The 17,493-nt window shown below is 65.0% G+C and carries 16 protein-coding genes and 1 riboswitch; of the genes, 3 read left to right on the forward strand and 13 right to left on the reverse strand.

The window, feature by feature from the left end; all coding sequences use genetic code 11:
• Positions 1-6: 6 nt before the first annotated feature.
• The 9 genes from MRBLMU1_RS10700 to MRBLMU1_RS10740 are packed head-to-tail and all read right to left on the reverse strand — an operon-like array spanning position 7 to position 8,829.
• Positions 7-1,695: a methyl-accepting chemotaxis protein gene (locus MRBLMU1_RS10700; protein WP_363500765.1), complete on the reverse strand. Its 1,689-nt coding sequence runs from the start codon at positions 1,693-1,695 to the stop codon at positions 7-9.
• A 37-nt stretch (positions 1,696-1,732) separates the two neighbouring features.
• Positions 1,733-2,806, reverse strand: a complete 1,074-nt coding sequence (locus MRBLMU1_RS10705; RefSeq protein ID WP_363500768.1) for a protein-glutamate methylesterase/protein-glutamine glutaminase — start codon at positions 2,804-2,806, stop codon at positions 1,733-1,735.
• The gene (locus tag MRBLMU1_RS10710; protein WP_363500771.1) at positions 2,803-3,309 is read right to left on the reverse strand and encodes a chemotaxis protein CheD; all 507 of its coding nucleotides are present in this window, start codon (positions 3,307-3,309) and stop codon (positions 2,803-2,805) included. Before MRBLMU1_RS10710 ends, MRBLMU1_RS10705 begins: the two co-directional genes overlap by 4 nt.
• Positions 3,310-3,317: 8 nt before the next feature.
• Positions 3,318-4,124, reverse strand: a complete 807-nt coding sequence (locus tag MRBLMU1_RS10715; RefSeq protein WP_363500774.1) for a CheR family methyltransferase — start codon at positions 4,122-4,124, stop codon at positions 3,318-3,320.
• A gap of 29 nt (positions 4,125-4,153) precedes the next feature.
• Complete coding sequence (locus MRBLMU1_RS10720; RefSeq protein WP_363500777.1) at positions 4,154-4,747, reverse strand: chemotaxis protein CheW; 594 nt, start codon at positions 4,745-4,747, stop codon at positions 4,154-4,156.
• Positions 4,748-4,768: 21 nt separating this feature from the next.
• The gene (locus MRBLMU1_RS10725; protein ID WP_363500780.1) at positions 4,769-6,976 is read right to left on the reverse strand and encodes a chemotaxis protein CheA; all 2,208 of its coding nucleotides are present in this window, start codon (positions 6,974-6,976) and stop codon (positions 4,769-4,771) included.
• 18 nt (positions 6,977-6,994) lie between these two features.
• The gene (locus tag MRBLMU1_RS10730) at positions 6,995-7,312 is read right to left on the reverse strand and encodes an STAS domain-containing protein (protein WP_363500783.1); all 318 of its coding nucleotides are present in this window, start codon (positions 7,310-7,312) and stop codon (positions 6,995-6,997) included.
• A complete protein-coding gene (locus tag MRBLMU1_RS10735; protein WP_363500786.1) occupies positions 7,309-7,677 on the reverse strand; it encodes a response regulator in 369 nt (122 codons plus the stop codon). The genes MRBLMU1_RS10730 and MRBLMU1_RS10735 overlap by 4 nt, the downstream gene beginning before the upstream one ends.
• 27 nt (positions 7,678-7,704) lie before the next feature.
• The gene (locus MRBLMU1_RS10740) at positions 7,705-8,829 is read right to left on the reverse strand and encodes a methyl-accepting chemotaxis protein (RefSeq protein ID WP_363500789.1); all 1,125 of its coding nucleotides are present in this window, start codon (positions 8,827-8,829) and stop codon (positions 7,705-7,707) included.
• Between the two features lie 338 nt (positions 8,830-9,167).
• Here MRBLMU1_RS10740 and aqpZ point away from each other — a divergent pair, with 338 nt between their 5' ends.
• Positions 9,168-9,860 carry an aquaporin Z gene (aqpZ, locus tag MRBLMU1_RS10745; RefSeq protein ID WP_363500792.1) on the forward strand — a complete coding sequence of 231 codons (693 nt, stop codon included), beginning with the start codon at positions 9,168-9,170 and terminating at the stop codon, positions 9,858-9,860.
• A gap of 166 nt (positions 9,861-10,026) precedes the next feature.
• The gene (locus MRBLMU1_RS10750) at positions 10,027-10,656 is read left to right on the forward strand and encodes a Crp/Fnr family transcriptional regulator (protein ID WP_363500795.1); all 630 of its coding nucleotides are present in this window, start codon (positions 10,027-10,029) and stop codon (positions 10,654-10,656) included.
• A 67-nt stretch (positions 10,657-10,723) separates the two neighbouring features.
• Here the strand turns inward: MRBLMU1_RS10750 and panD are convergent, their stop codons facing one another.
• The 3 genes from panD to MRBLMU1_RS10765 all read right to left on the reverse strand — a co-directional run bounded on the left by panD (position 10,724) and on the right by MRBLMU1_RS10765 (position 14,675).
• Entirely contained in the window at positions 10,724-11,083 is a 360-nt protein-coding gene (panD, locus tag MRBLMU1_RS10755) for an aspartate 1-decarboxylase (RefSeq protein WP_090326118.1), read from the reverse strand.
• 110 nt (positions 11,084-11,193) lie between these two features.
• Complete coding sequence (locus tag MRBLMU1_RS10760; protein ID WP_414646062.1) at positions 11,194-12,831, reverse strand: serine hydrolase; 1,638 nt, start codon at positions 12,829-12,831, stop codon at positions 11,194-11,196.
• Entirely contained in the window at positions 12,828-14,675 is a 1,848-nt protein-coding gene (locus MRBLMU1_RS10765) for a M1 family metallopeptidase (RefSeq protein ID WP_363500799.1), read from the reverse strand. The genes MRBLMU1_RS10760 and MRBLMU1_RS10765 overlap by 4 nt, the downstream gene beginning before the upstream one ends.
• Before the next feature lie 106 nt (positions 14,676-14,781).
• Positions 14,782-14,967: riboswitch (yybP-ykoY riboswitch) on the forward strand.
• 8 nt (positions 14,968-14,975) lie between these two features.
• Between MRBLMU1_RS10765 and MRBLMU1_RS10770 the strand changes: the two genes are divergently transcribed.
• Positions 14,976-15,551 (forward strand): TMEM165/GDT1 family protein, encoded by a 576-nt coding sequence (locus tag MRBLMU1_RS10770; RefSeq protein WP_363500802.1) that lies wholly within the window; start codon positions 14,976-14,978, stop codon positions 15,549-15,551.
• Between the two features lie 106 nt (positions 15,552-15,657).
• Here the strand turns inward: MRBLMU1_RS10770 and MRBLMU1_RS10775 are convergent, their stop codons facing one another.
• Complete coding sequence (locus MRBLMU1_RS10775; RefSeq protein ID WP_363500805.1) at positions 15,658-17,406, reverse strand: CehA/McbA family metallohydrolase; 1,749 nt, start codon at positions 17,404-17,406, stop codon at positions 15,658-15,660.
• Between the last annotated feature and the right edge of the window lie 87 nt (positions 17,407-17,493).

Raw genomic sequence — 17,493 nt, forward strand, 5'->3', positions numbered from 1 at the left:
CCCCGCTTAGAATTTAACGAAATGCGACTCGTCCGGATCGGCCATGTCCATCATCTGCTTGCTGCTGCCGTGGCCCGGCCGGCCACGCCCGCTGGACGGCTTGGCCGGCCGGGCCGGCGCCCGGGTCGTGCGCATCGGCCGCGACGCCCCGGACAATTTGAAGAACGACATGGTCTCCTGCAGTTGCTCGGCCTGGCCGCTCATCTCCTCGGCGGTGGCGGCCAGCTGCTCGGAAGCGGACGCGTTCTGCTGCGTGGTCTGGCTCAATTGCGTGATGGCGGAATTGATCTGGCCCACGCCGGCCGATTGCTCTTCCGACGCCGCCGTGATCTCCTGCACCAGATTGGAGGTGCGGCGGATGTTGGGCACCATTTCATCGAGCAGTTGGCCGGCCTTCTCCGCCAGCTGGACGCTGCTGCTGGCCACCTGTTCGATTTCCTGCGCCGCGATCTGGCTGCGCTCGGCCAGTTTGCGCACCTCGGCCGCCACCACCGCGAAGCCCTTGCCATGCTCGCCGGCGCGCGCCGCCTCGATCGCCGCGTTCAGCGCCAGCAGATTGGTCTGGTAAGCGATATCGTCGATGATACTGATCTTCTTGGCGATCTGCTGCATCGCCGCCACCGTCGACTTGACCGCATCACCGCCCTCCACCGCCTCCACCGCCGCCTTGCTGGCGATACCGTCGGTGACCTTGGCGTTCTCGGTGTTCTGCGAAATCGACGCCGTCATCTGCTCGACCGAGGCGCTGGTCTCCTCGGTGCCGGCGGCCTGCTCGCTGGCCGCCTGCGACAGCGACTGCGCCGTCGCGCTGACCTCCTCGGAGGCGCTGGCCAGCGACTCTGCGCCGTTGTTCACGTCCTGCACCACCTGCGAGAGCTTCTCGATCATGCCCTTCATCGCCGCCAGCAGGCTGGTGGTGTCGCCGGCTTTGACCTGCACGTCGGCGCCAAGGTCGCCGTCCGCCACCTTGCGCACGATTTCCGCCGCGTAGGATGGATCGCCGCCAAGCTGGCGCATGATGCCGGTCAGGATGACCAGTCCGATCGCCGCCAGCAGCGCCAGCGCGACACCGGCGCTGATGTACATGCTGCTCATCGCGCTGGAGGAGGCGGCATCGGCGTGTTTGACATCGCTCTCGCCGTATTGAACGTTGAGCGCCACAAGCTTGTTCAGGCTCTCCTCGGCCGCGGCGAAGGCCGGCCGGTTTTCCTGCAGCGTTTTATGCAGGAGGGCGAACAATTCCCTGCGCTTGCCCGGCTCCGCGCGCGCTATCTGCCCCGCGATATCGGTGATGACCGCGTCGCGCGTCTTCCAGGCATCCCACTGCTTGGCGAAAGTCTTCCATACATCCGCCTCCTCGGGTTCCTGCGGCAAAGCGTCGTAGGCCTTCCAGGCCGCATCGACCGTGCTCCAGATATCCTGCTTGCGTTTGATCTCTGCGGCGATGTCGTTGGCCTCCTCCGGGAACATGCCCATCGCGTCGATGTAACGGCTCGACGACCGCAGCGCGGTCTGGGCCTCGTTGATGACCATCAAAGCCCGAATGGAGGGCATGCGGTTCTTGCCCAATTCCTCGAGCATCGTTCCTTGCGCCTTCAGTCCGGAGAAGGCGATGAAGACCACAACCACAAGTGCCAATATGGCCACCGCCAGCAATGCCAGGATCTTGGTCCTGACCGTCAAGGTTGATAGCATGATGATCTCCTTCTTCGTAATGCGGATAAAAAGCAATTTATAGGGACAGCTGCTGCAGGATTTCGCGATAAATCGCATTGAGTGCCACTGTTTTTTCGACGCCGCCGCGCTTGACGGCCTCTTTGGGCATGCCGTAGACCACGCAGCTCGCCTCGTCCTGCGCCACCGTGCGCGCGCCGGCCTTGAGCATCTCCAGCATGCCGGCGGCGCCGTCGTCTCCCATGCCGGTCATGATCACGCCCAGCGCGTTGGCGCCGGCCGCCCGCGCGGCGGAGCGGAACAGCACATCGACCGACGGCCGGTGGCGGTTGACCAGCGGACCGTCGACCACTTCGACGAAGTATTGGGCGCCGGTGCGGCGCAACAGCATATGCTTGCCGCCAGGCGCGATCAGCACCTGGCCCTGGAGCACGCGGTCGTTGTTGGCGGCCTCCTTGACGCGCACCTCGCACACGCTGTCGAGGCGCGCCGCGAAGGCGGCCGTGAATTTTTCCGGCATGTGCTGCACCACCACGATGCCAGGGCACACGCGCGGCAACGAGGTCAGCACCTCCTCCAACGCCTGCGTGCCGCCAGTGGAGGTGCCGATCGCCACCACGCGCTCGGTGGTGGCGGTCATCGGCCTGGCGTCGGCCGGCGGCAGCACGGCGTCCGCATTGAGCTTGGCGGCCACCGGCGGCGCCGGCGCCCGGCCCACCAGCTTGCCGACGCGCGCGCCGGATGCCGCCCGCACCGCCGACACCAGTTCGTCTGCGCTATCGTGCAGGAACTGCTTGAGGTCCAGGCGCGGTTTGGTGATGATGGCGACCGCGCCGGCGCCCAGCGCCTCGACCGACGTCTGCGCGCCCTTCTCCGTCAACGTCGAACAGATCACCACCGGCGTCGGATGCTCGGCCATGATCTTGCGCAGGAAGGTGATGCCGTCCATCTTGGGCATCTCGACATCGAGCACGATCACGTCCGGCCATTGCACCTTCATGCGTTCCATCGCCAGCAGCGGATTGGCCACCGCGTAGGTGACGGTGATACCCGGCGAGGCATTGAGCAAGCCGCTGAGGACCTGCCGCACCACGGCCGAATCGTCGACGATCATGACGTTTATTGTACTCATGCGTTTTCCCTGGTGCGGGCAGCTTTCGGTTCCGGCGGAACCTGGCGGCTGAGTACATCGCCGCTGCGGATGGTGAAGATCAATTGCCGGTGCCCTTCGCCGAACAGGCTTTCGGACACCACGTGTATGCCGTTCTTGTGCAGCATTTCGCGCGCGAAGTCGCCGTTCTGCAGACCGATGTCGCGCGCATTGGGATTACGGGGAAACATGGCGCCGCCGCCAAATATCTTGGCCTGGCACTGGCCGGGCGCCACGTCGTGACGCGCCAATCCGTCGAGCAGCAGATGCATGGCGTCGTCGCCGTACATGCCCGGCTTGTCGTGCGGCTTCCGATGTCCTGTGCCGGGTAGAAGAAAGTGCGACATGGCGCCGATGCGGCGCGATGGATGCCACAGCGTGACGGAGACGCAGGACCCCAGCAGCGTGCGCACGCGATAGCGCTCGTCGCCGACGAAATAATCGCCGGGCATGAGAAAGACATCGATGATTTTCGAATCGGGCATGGCGGCCGCTATGCTTTCCTGTAGATCGATGGCGCCACGACCGACAAGGTGTCATTGATGTCGTTCAGGGTTTCCGAATGGCCGATCAGGAAATAGCCGCCGGGACGAAGCTGGGCCAGCAACCGGGCCACCACCTGGCGCTTGGTCTCCAGGTTGAAGTAGATCATCACGTTGCGCAGGAAGATCACGTCGAAGCTGCCGACCTTGGGCAGCGGCGCGTTCAGGTTCACCTGCTGGAACTGGACCCGCTGGCGCAACGCGCGGTCGATCAGCATGGTGCCGGTCTCGCTGCCCTGGCCCTTGAGGCAAAAACGCTTCAGGTAATCCTGGGGCATCTGGCTGGCGCGCTCCATCGGATAGTGGCCGCTGCGGGCGCGCTGCAGCACGCGCGTGCTGATGTCGGTGCCCAGCACTTCCCAGGCGGCGTCGCCCAGCACGTCGGCCAGCACCATCGCGATGCTGTAGACCTCTTCGCCGCTGGAGCTGGCGGCGCTCCACACGCGCATCGTCTGCCGCTTCTCGCGCGCATCGAGGGCCAGCTCGCGCAGCAGCTGGAAGTGTTTGGGCTCGCGGAAAAAATAGGTTTCGTTGGTGGTCAGCAGATCGACCGCCATCTGCAGCTCGGCGGGGTCGGAGCGGCTCTCGAGCAGGCGCAGATAATCGCTGTAGCTATCGAGCTGGTAGTGCGCCAGGCGCTTGGCCAGGCGTCCGCTGACCAGCGCCTGCTTGCCGTTGGACATAGTGATGCCGGCGGCGTCGTAGATGAAGCGCTGGAACTGCATGAACTCACGATCGGAAATGGCTACCAAAGGCATGACGCGTCACATTCAGAAAACTGGAAAGATCAGGAAAGCAGCGGAGGAGCGGCGGCGGCATCGTTGGCGCCGGAGCGGGCCATCTCCACCACCTCCTCGGTCGACAGCACGCGATCGATCGCCAGCAGGATGACGAACTTGCCATTGAACTTGCCGATGCCGGCGATGAAGTCGGGACGGATGCGGGTACCGAACGATGGCGCCGGTTCGATGTCGCCGGCGGCGATCTCCACCACCGCGTTGACGGCGTCGACCAGCATGCCCAGCACCTGCTTGCCCTCGGTGCCGGCGCCCTCGACTTCGACGATGACGATGCAACTGCGCTTGGTGATGGCGCTGGGACTGCGGCCGAAGCGCGCCGACAGGTCCATCACCGGCACCACCGCGCCGCGCAGGTTGATCACGCCGCGCACGCACGCCGGCATCATCGGCACCGTGGCCAGGCTGCCGTATTCGATGATCTCCTTGATGTGCAGGATGCCGACGGCGAACTGCTCCTCTCCCAGCATGAAGGTCAGGAACTGGCTGGGCAGCGCCGCCCCGCTTTGCAGCGCGACGATCGCGCTGCTGCCGTAGGTGACGATGTTGTTGGCCGAGAGCGGATTGGCCGGCTGGTTAACCATATGCGTAATCTCCTCGTTTCACTAGGCGGCCAGGGCCACCGTGCCTTTGCCGCCGACGGCCTGCATCAGCGAGGCCACATCCAGGATCAGCGCCACCTCGCCGCTGCCAAGGATGGTCGAGCCGCTGATGCATTTGACTTCGCTGAACATGGGGCTGAGCGGCTTGATGACGGTCTGGAACTCCCCCAGCAAGGTGTCGACCACCAGGCCGGCGCGGGTGGTGCCCAGCTTGAGCACCACGATGCTCTCGCGCCGCGTGGCCGCGCCGTCGATGCGGAACAGCGAGCGCAGACGGATGAACGGCAGCACCTGGCCGCGCAAATTGCAATAGTCCTGCCCCGGCTCGGTGGCGAACTCGATGCACTCCTCGATCATGTCGAGCGGGATGACGAACACCGAGCCGCCCACCTGCACCAGGAAGCCGTCGATGATGGCCAACGTCAGCGGCAGGCGCACGGTGACGGTGGTGCCGGCGCCCTCCCTGCTGCTGACGTCCACACTGCCGCGCAGCGCGGTGATATTGCGCTTGACGACATCCATGCCGACACCGCGCCCGGACAGGTTGGTGACTTTTTCCGCCGTCGAGAACCCGGCCTCGAAGATCAGGTTATAGATTTCGCTGTCGCTCAGTTTGCGTTCCGGATCGACCAGCCCACGCTCGACCGCCTTGGCCAGGATCTTCTCCTTGCGCAGGCCGCCGCCGTCGTCGCTCACTTCGATGACGATGCTGCCCGATTCGTGGAAGGCGTTCAGTTTGATCATGCCCTTGGCCGGCTTGCCGCTGGCGATGCGCACGTCAGCCGGCTCGATGCCGTGGTCCATGGCGTTACGCACCAGATGCATCAGCGGATCGCCGATTTTTTCCACCACCGTCTTGTCCAGCTCCGAATCCTCGCCGTCGACCATCAGGCCGATGTCCTTGCCCAACTCGCGCGCGACGTCGTGCACCACGCGCTGGAAGCGGTTGAAGGTGGCGCCGATCTTGACCATGCGCAGCTCCAGCGCGGCGTCGCGCACCTCCTCGACCAGGCCCGATAAGGTCGATGTGCATTCCTGCAGGTCGGTGTTGTGTATCTGCTGGCCGATCATGCTGGCGCGGGCGCCGGCGATGATCAATTCCCCCACCAGGTCGATCAGCCGATCGAGCTTGTCGGAATCGACGCGGATCGAACGGCTCTCCTGCGCCTTCTGCTCGACCACCTGCTTTTGCTTGGCCAGCGCCGCCTCCACCACCACCGGCGGCACGTTGCCGGCGGCGACCAGGATGCTGCCCAGGCGCGGCGGCGGCTCGTCCCCGCCATCCTTGCCCTTCGCCTCGCCGCTCGATTGCTGTTGCAGCGCGCCGGCGAGTTCGGACGCGGTCACGCTGCCGCACAGGACCAGGATCTCGCCCAGGCGCGCGGGCTGCTCCGGCAAGGCGCGGATCAAATCGACATACTGCGACACCTTGCTGTGCGGCGGGATGATGCGGATCTCGCAGTCGTCCTGCACGAACTCGAACACGCCGACGATGGCCTCGCGGTCGGCGTTGCTGTCGAAGGCGATCTCGAAGCCCAGGTAGCACAGTTCCGCGTCCATCTCCTCGGCCGCCGGCAGGGCGTCGGGCACGGTGGCGATGCCGACGATCTTGCCCAGTTTGGCCAGGTAGCGCAGGAACGCGATCGGGTCCATCCCGTTCTGCAAAACGCCGCGGCCGAAGCGCAGCGAGATGTGCCAATAGTCGCTGTCGCCGGCCACCTTGTCGATGCGCTCGACGCCGGGTTCTGACTGCACCGTCAGCGACTGCGCCGACGCCGGGGCATGGGAGGCCCGGGCCGGATCGGCCTCCGTATGGCCGCCCGACATGTGCCGGCGCAGCTGGTGCAGCAGCATCTCGCCCTCCGGCGCGGTGTCGGGATCGGCCTCCAGCTGGCCGGCGGCCAGCGCCTCGGTCATGCCGGACAAATAGTCGCAGCACGACAGCAGCAGCACGATCATCTCATCGTTGATCACCACGCGGCCATCGCGCACCTCGTCAAGCAGGCTTTCCACCACGTGGGTGAAGGCAACGATGTGATCGAGGCTGAACAATCCCGCCGAGCCCTTGATGGTGTGGGCGGCGCGGAAGATGGCGTTGATCGCCTCGGCCTGGTCGCCGGCGATGTCGATGTTGAGCAACGCGTTCTCCATGTCCTCCAGGAGCTCGCGGCTTTCGGTGATGAACGTCTGTAGCGCTTCGTCCAGGTTCATGACTAGCCCTCTGATGAATTAGCTGTGGATCAGCAGGGCGTCGCCGAAGAAGGCGCCCAGGTTGAGCATCTCGACAATCTCGACGACGGCGGGACTGTGGTTCAGCAGGCGCAGTTCGCGCTGGTCGACGGCGGCCGTGTTCTTGGCCAGCATCAGTACCTGCAGGCCTGCCGTATCGAGCTCGGTGACGCCGGACAGGTCCACTTCCAGCACGGGCGATTTGCGCAGCGCCTCCAGCACCGTCACCTTCAGATCGGCGGCGCGGTAGATCGTCAGCTCGCCGTCGATGGCGATGCGGGTAACTCCGGTGACGCCGGCGTCTTCATCCTTGCTCACGGCAGCACCAGCTTGGCCACGGCGCCGAGCAGCACCTCCGGCTTGAACGGCTTGACCACCCACGCCTTGGCGCCGGCGGCCTTGCCCTCCTCCTTCTTGCCCTCCTGCGATTCGGTGGTGAGCATGATGACCGGCGTGAAGCGGTAGTTCGGCAGCTGCTTGAACTCCTTGACGAAGGTGATGCCGTCCATGTTGGGCATGTTCACGTCGCACACCACCAGATGGATTTTCTGGCCGGTGCATTTGGACAGCGCGTCGACGCCGTCGCGGCCTTCGATGACCTCGTAGCCCGCGCCCTTGAGCGCGATGCCCACCACTTGGCGCAAAGACGCTGAATCGTCGACCACCATAATCGTTTTTGCCATGGTTTATCTACCCTATCTACCTGTGGTTCAGAAAAAAGTGATCTCGTCGGCGTCGGCGGCGACCGGCGCGGCGTGCTTGGAGCCGACATGCACCGCGTGCTCCTCGGCCATCGCATAGGTCTTCTGCAGCTCGTGCAGCAGCGGCGCCGGGTCGAGCGGCTCGAGCACGTGGTCGGCCTCGTAGCGGCCGCGGTTCTCGCGCAGCAGCGACGGCAGCAGCTCCATGTTCTCGCGCACGTGCGCCATCACCTGGCTGACGCGGTCCTGGAACTGCAGCTGCACCAGCGCCTGTCCCACCTCGCCCTGGATGCCGATGCTCTCCTGCTTGAGTAGATCGGACGACTGCACCAGCGCGTCGGTCATGGTGCGGAAGTCGGCCAGCACGGTTTCGATCATGCCCTCGGCCGATTGCATCGAGCGATCTTCCTGCTCGCTCGACTGCTCGGCCGCCTGGCTGGCGGCGAGGATGGCGCTGCTGATCAAACCGACCCGGTTGGAGATGTTGCGGCCCGTCTCGGCCGAGCGGCTCGATAGACTGCGCACCTCCTGCGCCACCACGGCGAAGCCGCGTCCCGCCGGTCCCGCGCGCGCCGCCTCGATCGCGGCGTTGAGCGCCAGCAGGTTGGTTTGCGCGGCGATGCTGGCCACGCCTTCGGCCATGTCGCGCAGCTCGCGGGTGAAGCGTTCCAGGTCCTTGATCTGCGCGAGCATGGCCTGCTTGGATGTCATCGCCGATTTCATCGACGTCACCACGGAGCCAAGCTGGGACTCGCTGCGCGTGAACACCTCGGTCATCGACGGCGCGCCCTTGCCGCCGTCCAGGCTGGCGACGTGCAGCGCGTTGTCGAGCTTATCGACGATGTTGGAAAAGCGTCCGGCCAGGTCGGCGACGGCTTCCTCCATTTGCGTGCGGGAGTTTTCAATATGGCGGCACCAGATCGGCAGCACGGCGTCGCCGAAGCGTTCGCGCCCGTCGAGATAATCGTCGACCATCGACGATCCGGCACCAGCGCCGCCGGCCGTCTGGCCGAAGGCGCACCACGCGGCGGCGGCCAGCAGCAACGCGGCCCACAGCACCGTGTACCAGCCCCACGCGCCCCACCCCGCGGCCATCGTTCCCACCGCGCCGGCGCCGGCGAGCGCAAACGGCATCACGATGCTTCTGTCTAATACAAATGAGTTTGTCTTCACTAACCGCCACCCCGCTGAGGTCTCAAAAACGTCGCCGATGGGAACGCCTGAAGGCCCAACTCTATCGCACTTGAACCGCGTTTGTTCTCATAAAGTTTAAATCCGATAAGCCGATTGCAACTTCTTGTTGCACCCACGCAACCACGAACGGAGCCTTATAGAGACTAGCAAAACGGTACTTTCACGCCTGCCGCGGCGGGCCGTCGACTCTCGACAATTTTTGACTTTCGATGTAGATTGACAAGGTTGCATAGCTGCTATGACAGCGTCGCACCCCCCACTTAAATCAAAGGAAGAACATGAAACAATATGGCGCGGAATTTTTTGGAACATTTTGGCTGGTGCTCGGCGGCTGCGGCAGCGCCGTGCTGGCGGCGGCCTTTCCCGGCGTCGGCATCGGCCTGCTCGGCGTGTCGCTGGCGTTCGGCCTGACGGTGCTGACGATGGCGTACGCCATCGGCCACATCTCCGGCTGCCACCTCAACCCGGCGGTGTCGATCGGCCTGTGGGCCGGCGGCCGCTTCCCCGCCAATAAACTGCTGCCGTATATCGTGGCGCAGGTGCTGGGCGCGATCGTCGCCGGCGGCGTGCTGTATGTGATCGCCACCGGCAAGGCCGGCTTCGACGTGGCGGGCGGCTTCGCCTCCAACGGCTACGGCGAGCACTCGCCGGGCGGCTACTCGCTGACGGCGGCGCTGGTGACCGAGGTCGTGATGACGATGATGTTCCTGCTGATCATACTGGGTGCGACCGACGAGCGCGCGCCGAAGGGCTTCGCGCCGCTGCCGATCGGCTTCGCGCTGACGTTGATCCACTTGATCAGCATCCCGGTCACCAACACCTCGGTCAACCCCGCGCGCAGCACCGGCGTGGCGCTGTACGTCGGCGACTGGGCCACCGCGCAGCTGTGGGCGTTCTGGGTCGCGCCTATCGTCGGCGCGCTGCTGGGCGCCGCCATCTACCGCTTCATCGGCAAGCCGGACACCAAGTAACCCTCTCTCCGCTGGTCCGGGCGGCACCGCCAGGACCAGCCCCTCCCCCGCGCTTTCGCGCACCACCGCACCCTCCGACGCGAAAAGGTTTACACTTCGTCGTCGGGTATTCACATCCCGGCGCCCACTACACCATCGCCGGTTGCTTCAGCCGCGCCATCGACACATGAATCAGGCATTCTTAGAACACCGGGCAAAGTACCGGGACGCCGTCACGCAACGCTACCGCGTGACCCCGGAAATGTACGACGAGGTATCGCGCCTGCTGGCGCCGATCGCCGCGCCGGTCAGCATGCGCAAGGGCGAGTACCTTCAGCGCGTCGGCGTGCTGGCGCACAGCGTGTACTGGCTGCACAGCGGCGTCGCCCGCACCGGCTTCGTCACCGACGCCGGCAACGAAGTGACCTTGTACTTCCGCACCGACGGCCAGGCCGCGGCCTCCCACGACGATCTGCTGCGCTCCAACCGCAACGAGCTGTCGCACAACTTCGTCATCGCCGAAACGGCGATCCACGGCTACCGCATCGACTGGGCCGCGCTGACCGATCTGTCGGAACGCCACGGCGTGCTGCGCGACTATTATCTGAAGGCCTCCGAGCACGGCATCATCGACCAGGGAAAGCGGCTGTACCTGAGCGTCTGCCCGGCACTGGGACGGCTGGCGGCGTTCCGGCGCGACTATCCGGGCCTGGAGCACCGCATCTCGCAGAAGGTGGTGGCGTCGTTCCTCGGCGTCACGCCGCAGTACATGTCGCAGCTGCTGCGCCAGGACGCGGCCGACAACAAACGCGGTTAGCATATGCAATAAGCGGGACGAAAAAAAAGCGTCCCCGGGACGCTTTTCCTGGACCGGTGTTGCGGTCTTATTTCTTCATGCCGGTGATCTTGTTCTGCGCGTCGACGAACACGATCTTAGGCTTGTAATCGGCGATCTGCTCTTCGGTCATCGGCGCGTAGGTGCAGATGATCAGCAGGTCGCCCAGGTGCGCCTTGCGTGCCGCCGCGCCGTTCAGCGAGATCTCGCCGGTGCCGCGCAGGCCGGGAATCGCGTAGGTCGCGAAACGCTCGCCATTGTTCACGTTATACAGATCGATATGCTCGTTCGGCAGAATATCGGCCGCCTCCAGCAGATCCATGTCGATACCGCAGGAACCCTCGTAGTTCAGATCCGCCTGCGTGACCGTGACCCGGTGCAGCTTGGCACGCAGCATAACTCGTTGCATAGACATCTTCTTCATCCCTCGATTAGTGATCATTCAAGCTTGCCAAAGTGCCTTTGCGGGACCCGGTGCAATGCGAGGGCGATATCATATCACTAGCCGGACTCATGCGGCTATTTCGGCGCCGGCGCGGGCGTGAAATTCAAGTCGCGGAAGTCGTAGCTGAAGTCCGTCTCGGTCGAAATCGGCGCCATCTTCATGCGCTCGATGCTGCCGTCCGGGTTCAGCGCGAACGTCACGTAGGCGTCGGCGTTGAAGCTGCGCTCCTTCCAGCGGACGATGAAGGTGTCGTGCTGGAAGTGTTCCAGTACCCCCGTCAGGTCCGGCGTACGGGCGAAGCGCATCACGCGCTTGCCGCCTTCGGCGGCGATGGTGACCTTGCCGTACCACGGGTCCTCATACGCGCCGTCGTAGGACGCCAGCGGCAGCGACGGCGACGACCTGGCGGCGCGCGCCGTGTGCTCCTTGCCCAGGCGCTCCAGCTCCTCCTTGTGGGCCGCCGCTTCCTGCTCGGCGTACAGCTTGATCCAGTCGCTGGCCGGCACCTTCAGGTACTGGTCGAGGATGCGCCAGTACAGCGCCGCCATCGCCGGTCCGTTTTCGGCGTTGGTCAGGATCGCGATGCCCAGTTTTTCCTCGGGCACCATCAGCACCGTCGAATAGAATCCCACCAGCGCGCCGCCGTGCATGGCGATCTTGCGGCCCTTGTAGTCGCGCAGACTGAAACCCAGGCCATAGGCGGAGAAGTTGGGCTTGGTCGCCGCCAGCGCCGGTTTCGGCTCGCGGATGCGCATCGGCGTTTGCTGGGTCCACATCTCGGCCAGCTGCTTGGCGCTGATCAGTTGCTTGCCGTCCGGCGTCTTGCCGTCGTTGAGCAGTAAATTCATCCAGCGCGCCACGTCCTCGGCGCTGGTGTTGAGGCCCACCGCGCCGACCGCGTTCGGCACCGGGATCGGCTTGACCACCACCGGCTTGTCATTGACCTTGCTGTGCGGCGCCGCGTAGTCGGCGCTGGCCAGCATCGCGGCCACGCTGGTGGTGCTGCCGTTCATGCCCAGCGGCGCCAGGATGCGGTCGCGGATGGCGTCGCCCCACGGCTTGCCATCCTTCTCGGCGATGATCTTGCCGGCGACGATGTAGAGCAGGTTGTCGTAGGCATAGCTGTTGCGGAAGCTGGTGGCCGGCTTGATGTAGCGCAGCCGCGAGATGATCTCGTCGGTGCTGAAGCTGGTGGTCGGCCACCACAGCAAATCGCCCGCGCCCAGACCCAGGCCGCTGCGGTGCGTGAGCAGGTCGCGCACCGTCATCGCGCCGGTGACGTAGGCGTCATACATCTGGAAGCCCGGCAGGTGCTTGGTCACCGGATCGTCCCAGGCGATCTTGCCCTCGTCGACCAGCATCGCCAGCGCGGCGGCTGTGAAGGCCTTGGAGTTGGAGGCCACCTCGAACAGCGTCTTGGCGTCGACCGGCTTGGGCCCGCCCAGCTTGCGCACGCCGTAGCCCTTGGCCGCGACGACCTTGCCATCCTTGACGATGGCGATGGCCATGCCGGGCACGCCGAAGGTCTTGAGGGCGCGGTTGACGTCGGCGTCGAGGTCGAAGGCGGGGACGGCCGCCGTCGCGGTTGAGGTGGCGCTAGCGGTTGTCGTGGCGGCGGCGCCGGCGTCCTGCGCGGCGAGCACCGTGCAGGATGCCGTGCAAAACGCCGCCATCAGCGCGGCCGCCGCATAGTTACGGGAGAATTTCATCATTTATTCAGTTTGAATTGTTTGTCGACCGAGGCTTGTGTCACCGGATGATAGTGGTCGCGCGCCTTGGCGTAGACGGCGCGCGCCCAGTCCTTGTCGGTCGGGTTCTTCAGCAGAGCGCTATACAGCGGCACGACGAATTTCTGCCGGCCCACGCTCATGAGGAATTTGTTGAGCGGTTCGCGCACGTTGTAGCCAGCCTTGACGGAGCCCAGATAGAAACGGTACGCGATCTCGTTGTTGCCGCTCTTGGCCAGGCCGAACGCCTGGTCCAGCTCCTGCATCTGCGCGGCGCTCGCCTTGCCCTCGATATCGTTCAGGAAGTGCATCCACTCGAGCGCGATCCAGCCCTTGCCGCCCAAATCGGCGGTCGGCAGCTCGCCCTTGAGCCACGCGGCGCGCTGCGCGTCGAGCGCGGCCAGGCGCGGCGAAACCGCGCGCACGGCGGTGGCGGGAATGCCGGCGCCGTACAGCCAATCCTCCAGCTCCGCCTGCGGCATGTACTCGGGGTGCGCGTCGAGCAGGTTCTTTTTCAGGTAGTCGACGAATTCCTCGGTGGTGGCGGACTTGAACGCGTGCTGGTCGAACCAGCCGCGCAGGAAGGGATCGAACACCTCGCGTCCGGCGCGCTGCTCGATGGTGCGCAGGAACCACGCGCCCTTCGGATAAATCAGGCCGCCGTCGGCGTAGGTCGACGGGTCGGTGTCCGGGCCGCGCGTGGACAGCGCCTGCTTGGAGGCCGGTACCGTCAGCAGCGACACCAGCGCCTCCTCCTGCTCGACCTGCAGGTTCATCTCGGCGATCTCGGGGCCGTAGATCTTTTCGACGATGCGGGTGGTGACGTAGGTGGTGAAGCCCTCGTTGAGCCACATGTGCTTCCACGAGGCGTTGGTCACCAGGTTGCCCGACCACGAGTGCGCCAGTTCGTGGGCGATCAGGTCGACCAGGCTGCGGTCGCCCGCGATCATGGTCGGGGTGAGGAAGGTCAGGCGTGGATTTTCCATGCCGCCGTAAGGGAAGGACGGCGGCAGCACGATCATGTCGTAACGCTCCCACCGGTAGGGGCCGTACAGGCTCTCGGCGGCGCTGATCATCTTCTCGGTGTCGGCCAGCTCGCTGGCGGCGGCCTCGATGCGGGCCGGTTCGGCGTAGACCGCCGAGCGCGGACCGAGCTTGCGCACCTCGATCTCGCCGATGGCGATGGCCAGCAGGTACGAAGGAATCGGCTGCGCCATCTTGAACTTCCAGCCGCCGTCGCCGGTGGCGGCGGGGTCGTTGTCGGCGCTCATCAGGACGCGCAGGCCGGCCGGCGCGTCGATGCGCGCGCTGTAGGTGAAGCGCACGGCGGGCGTATCCTGCACCGGCGCCCACGAGCGGGCGTTGATATCCTGCGACTGGCTGAACATGAACGGGCGCTTGCCCGACATGGTCTGCGCGGGCGACATCCACTGCAGCGCGGCGGCCGACGGCGCGGTGCGGTAGTAGACGCGCACCTTCTGCGGCTGGAACGGCAGCGCGATGCGCAGCGCCCGGCCCTTCTGCACATCGAGCTTGTCGAGCATGAAGGAGGCCGAGGTCCAGCGCCCGTTCGGATTGAGCACCTGCACCTTGGCGATATTAAGTTCGTTCGTGTCGAGCACCAGGGTGCGGGCCGACTTGTCGATCCAGTTCAGGGTCAGCTCGGCGTAGCCGCCCAACGTCTTGCGGCCGAAATCGGCCTTCAGGTCCAGATACAGGTCGCTGGTGCGGACCTGATCGTAGCGCGCGTAGCTCAAAGGGTCGGCGTGGGCGGCAAGCGACATCAGTGCGGTAAGCACCAACGCGGACAGTGTCTTCTTGATAGGCATGGTGATCTTTTCAATGTTGGTCTGAAGCGCGATGCAGAATATCACAGCCATGTAACAGGCATGTGTGCGGCCGCCAACGGGAGCAGCGGGCGGCTGTGCTAAAATACGCGCCGTAATTGGGGAGTAGTCGGCTTGCGCCTCCCGGCGCAGGAACCTGTATCAACATAATCGGTCCGCAGACCGTGGTGCAGGTGGTTGAAAAACTTGACGAGACCATGATCGAGGGGCGGCCATGATGGGCCGGAGTCGCGCCTGGATCATTGGTTAATCGTTTCCGGCCCGCGTACTTCTTACCTCCTCATGGAAGCATTCCTCGTCTCCACCGGCATTGTCGCTCTCGCAGAAATCGGCGACAAAACCCAGCTGCTCGCTTTCGTCCTGGCCGCCAAATTCCGTCGTCCCCTGCCCATCATCGCCGCGATCTTCATCGCCACCATCGCCAACCACGCGTTCGCGGCGGCCATCGGCACCTGGATCACCGGCCTGCTGGGGCCCGACACCTTGCGCTGGGTCCTGGGCGCGTCGTTCCTGGCGATGGCCGTATGGACGCTGGTGCCCGACAAGCTCGATGACGAGGACACCCGGCTGGCGGGCTACGGCGTGTTCATGACCACCCTGATCGCCTTCTTCGTCGCCGAGATGGGCGACAAGACGCAGGTCGCCACGGTGGCGCTGGCGGCGCGCTACGACGCGCTGATCGCCGTCGTCTGCGGCACCACGCTCGGCATGATGATCGCCAACGTCCCGGCGGTCTACCTTGGCGACAGGATCGCCAACCGGGTCTCGCTCAAGCTGGTGCACGGCATCGCCGCCGCCGTCTTCGCGGTGCTGGGCGTGGCGACCTTGCTGGGCGCCGGCGCCAGCCTCGGCGTCTAACCCCGGGGGTCAAGTCTGTCATTCGGACACGGCCCCATCTGTCAACGGCCAAGTAGGGTTGAGCTCGTGTCCGAATGCCAGACTTGACCCCGACGGTTGAGACGGGTTAGCGGGCTTGCGCGCCGTCGGCCAAAGCGGCGCTGGCGGCGGTTTGCGTGACCCAGATCGGTGCCGACCATAGGATCTTGCCATCGTTCTGCGTCACCTTGGCGTAGTAGAAATGCTCGCCGGCGGCGGGCGTGATGGTGGTGGTGGCAGTGGTTGAGAGCTGCGTGACCGTGCCGTTGCGGCCAGGGACGCCCTCGTACACGCGCACCGACGATACCGTCTTGCCGCCGGCGCTGGCGAAGTTGGCCACCAGCTTGAGCGGGCCGCTGTTGGTGATGCGCTCGTCCATCATGCGGCCATTGCCGGTCAGGATAAGCTGCGAGCCCTTGTCCATCGTCGCGTAGACGCGGCGCGCCTTGATGGCGGCGATCATGCTGGCCGACGTCAGCGCGGTGCCGTTCGGGATCAGCACCCCGGTGCGGTTGGTGTAGGACGCGCCCCAGTTGGCGCAGTGGTTGTCCTGATTGGTGGAGAAGGCGACGTGGAAGCCCGCTTCCAGCGCCTTGTTGCACGCGCCCTCGTAGGTGCTGCGGCTGGTCTCCGTTTCGCTGGTGTTGGTCGAGAAGGCCGAGGTGTTGAGCACTTCGCACATCGCCATCGCCTGGTCGCCGTCGGCCGTGTAACCGAGCGCCGTGCCGTTGACGATGAACTGGCCGGAACTCGACGGATGGTTGAACTGCCCCACCCAGCCGCGCTGGCGCATCAACGTGTACAGCGCGGCGTAATCGTTCTTGGTGGTCTGAGTGTCAGCCAGCAGTTGGCCGCTGCCGTTGCTCTCCCAGCCCAGCAATTCGGTGGCGTTGAAGATGTTCAGGTGGCCGCCGTTGTTGATCACGCCCCATTCCAGGCCATACATGCCGAGGAAGCCCGGATTGGCGCTGTTGTAGTTGGCGGCCGCCGTCAGGCCCGATTGGAACAGCGCCTTCGCCACCGCCGGATCGGCCGTGGTTTTGGTGCCGTCCGAGCCGTCGTACATGTGGTTGTGCTCCGACGCCATCAGGAAATCGAGGCCCTTCCCTTTTGCGTAGGCGTAGGCGTCGGCCGGGCCGAACGCCGCGCTTTGCGGATTCTGCGCGCCGGTGCAGCTGGACAGCGCGCCGCCGCCGTCGCTATGGTTGGTCTGGCTGTGCAGATTGCCAAGGTAGATGGTGTACGGCAGCGAGGCCGTCGCCGCCACCGAGGTGGTGGTGGCACCGTCGTCCATCGCGGATTCGGTCGTGGCGACGCCCGACTTGCCCTTGCCGTCCACGCGCTGGCGCGACACCGGCAGCGGCGCGAAGGCCGGCATGGCCTGCGCCACGCGCTTGCCCACGCCGATCTCCCAGCTTTGTTCGACCTCCTCGTCGCCGTCGCTGGCACGCATCCGCACCTGGTACACGCCGTCCGACAGGATCACGCCTTCGCCACGGCCGTCCCAGGCGACGCGGACGTCGACCTGCTTGTCGGCCAGCGCGCGGCTGCCCTTCCACTGCTGCACGGTCACGCCATCGGGACTGACCACCTCCAGCGTCCAGCCGACCGTCTTGGCCCGATCCAGGAACGGGTAGTCGAACGACAACGTGAACGTGCGCGCCTCCGGCAGCTCGGACGTGGCCTTGGCGTCGGCCAGGAACGGCGCGTGCAGCGTCGCCTCGAATTCCTGGTGATCGGCCTTGGACGCCTGCGCCGCGCCGGCGAAGCCGGCGGACAGCATCAGCGTATATATCAACTTCGACATCAACTTCGATAGCGGCGCGAACTTGTTCATGTCATCTTCTTTCAGCGGTTGGAAATCCTAAAATTCTGCCAACTATGCATGACTGGAATATGACCAACAAATTCGATTTTTTATTGT

Origin of the sequence: Burkholderia sp. LMU1-1-1.1 (assembly GCF_040675865.1) — a bacterium.
In the GTDB taxonomy this organism is placed as follows: Bacteria; Pseudomonadota; Gammaproteobacteria; order Burkholderiales; family Burkholderiaceae_D; genus Rugamonas.

Excerpts from the sequence above, each read along its gene's own strand:
- MRBLMU1_RS10775 (WP_363500805.1), bottom strand. The coding sequence starts at position 17,406 with ATGAACAAGTTCGCGCCGCTATCGAAGTTGATGTCGAAGTTGATATAT.
- MRBLMU1_RS10715 (WP_363500774.1), bottom strand. The coding sequence starts at position 4,124 with ATGCCTTTGGTAGCCATTTCCGATCGTGAGTTCATGCAGTTCCAGCGC.
- MRBLMU1_RS10765 (WP_363500799.1), bottom strand. The coding sequence starts at position 14,675 with ATGCCTATCAAGAAGACACTGTCCGCGTTGGTGCTTACCGCACTGATG.
- MRBLMU1_RS10720 (WP_363500777.1), bottom strand. The coding sequence starts at position 4,747 with ATGGTTAACCAGCCGGCCAATCCGCTCTCGGCCAACAACATCGTCACC.
- panD (WP_090326118.1), bottom strand. The coding sequence starts at position 11,083 with ATGCAACGAGTTATGCTGCGTGCCAAGCTGCACCGGGTCACGGTCACG.
- MRBLMU1_RS10710 (WP_363500771.1), bottom strand. The coding sequence starts at position 3,309 with ATGCCCGATTCGAAAATCATCGATGTCTTTCTCATGCCCGGCGATTAT.
- MRBLMU1_RS10700 (WP_363500765.1), bottom strand. The coding sequence starts at position 1,695 with ATGCTATCAACCTTGACGGTCAGGACCAAGATCCTGGCATTGCTGGCG.
- MRBLMU1_RS10705 (WP_363500768.1), bottom strand. The coding sequence starts at position 2,806 with ATGAGTACAATAAACGTCATGATCGTCGACGATTCGGCCGTGGTGCGG.
- MRBLMU1_RS10770 (WP_363500802.1), top strand. The coding sequence starts at position 14,976 with ATGGAAGCATTCCTCGTCTCCACCGGCATTGTCGCTCTCGCAGAAATC.
- MRBLMU1_RS10735 (WP_363500786.1), bottom strand. The coding sequence starts at position 7,677 with ATGGCAAAAACGATTATGGTGGTCGACGATTCAGCGTCTTTGCGCCAA.
- aqpZ (WP_363500792.1), top strand. The coding sequence starts at position 9,168 with ATGAAACAATATGGCGCGGAATTTTTTGGAACATTTTGGCTGGTGCTC.
- MRBLMU1_RS10725 (WP_363500780.1), bottom strand. The coding sequence starts at position 6,976 with ATGAACCTGGACGAAGCGCTACAGACGTTCATCACCGAAAGCCGCGAG.
- MRBLMU1_RS10740 (WP_363500789.1), bottom strand. The coding sequence starts at position 8,829 with ATGCCGTTTGCGCTCGCCGGCGCCGGCGCGGTGGGAACGATGGCCGCG.
- MRBLMU1_RS10750 (WP_363500795.1), top strand. The coding sequence starts at position 10,027 with ATGAATCAGGCATTCTTAGAACACCGGGCAAAGTACCGGGACGCCGTC.
- MRBLMU1_RS10760 (WP_414646062.1), bottom strand. The coding sequence starts at position 12,831 with ATGATGAAATTCTCCCGTAACTATGCGGCGGCCGCGCTGATGGCGGCG.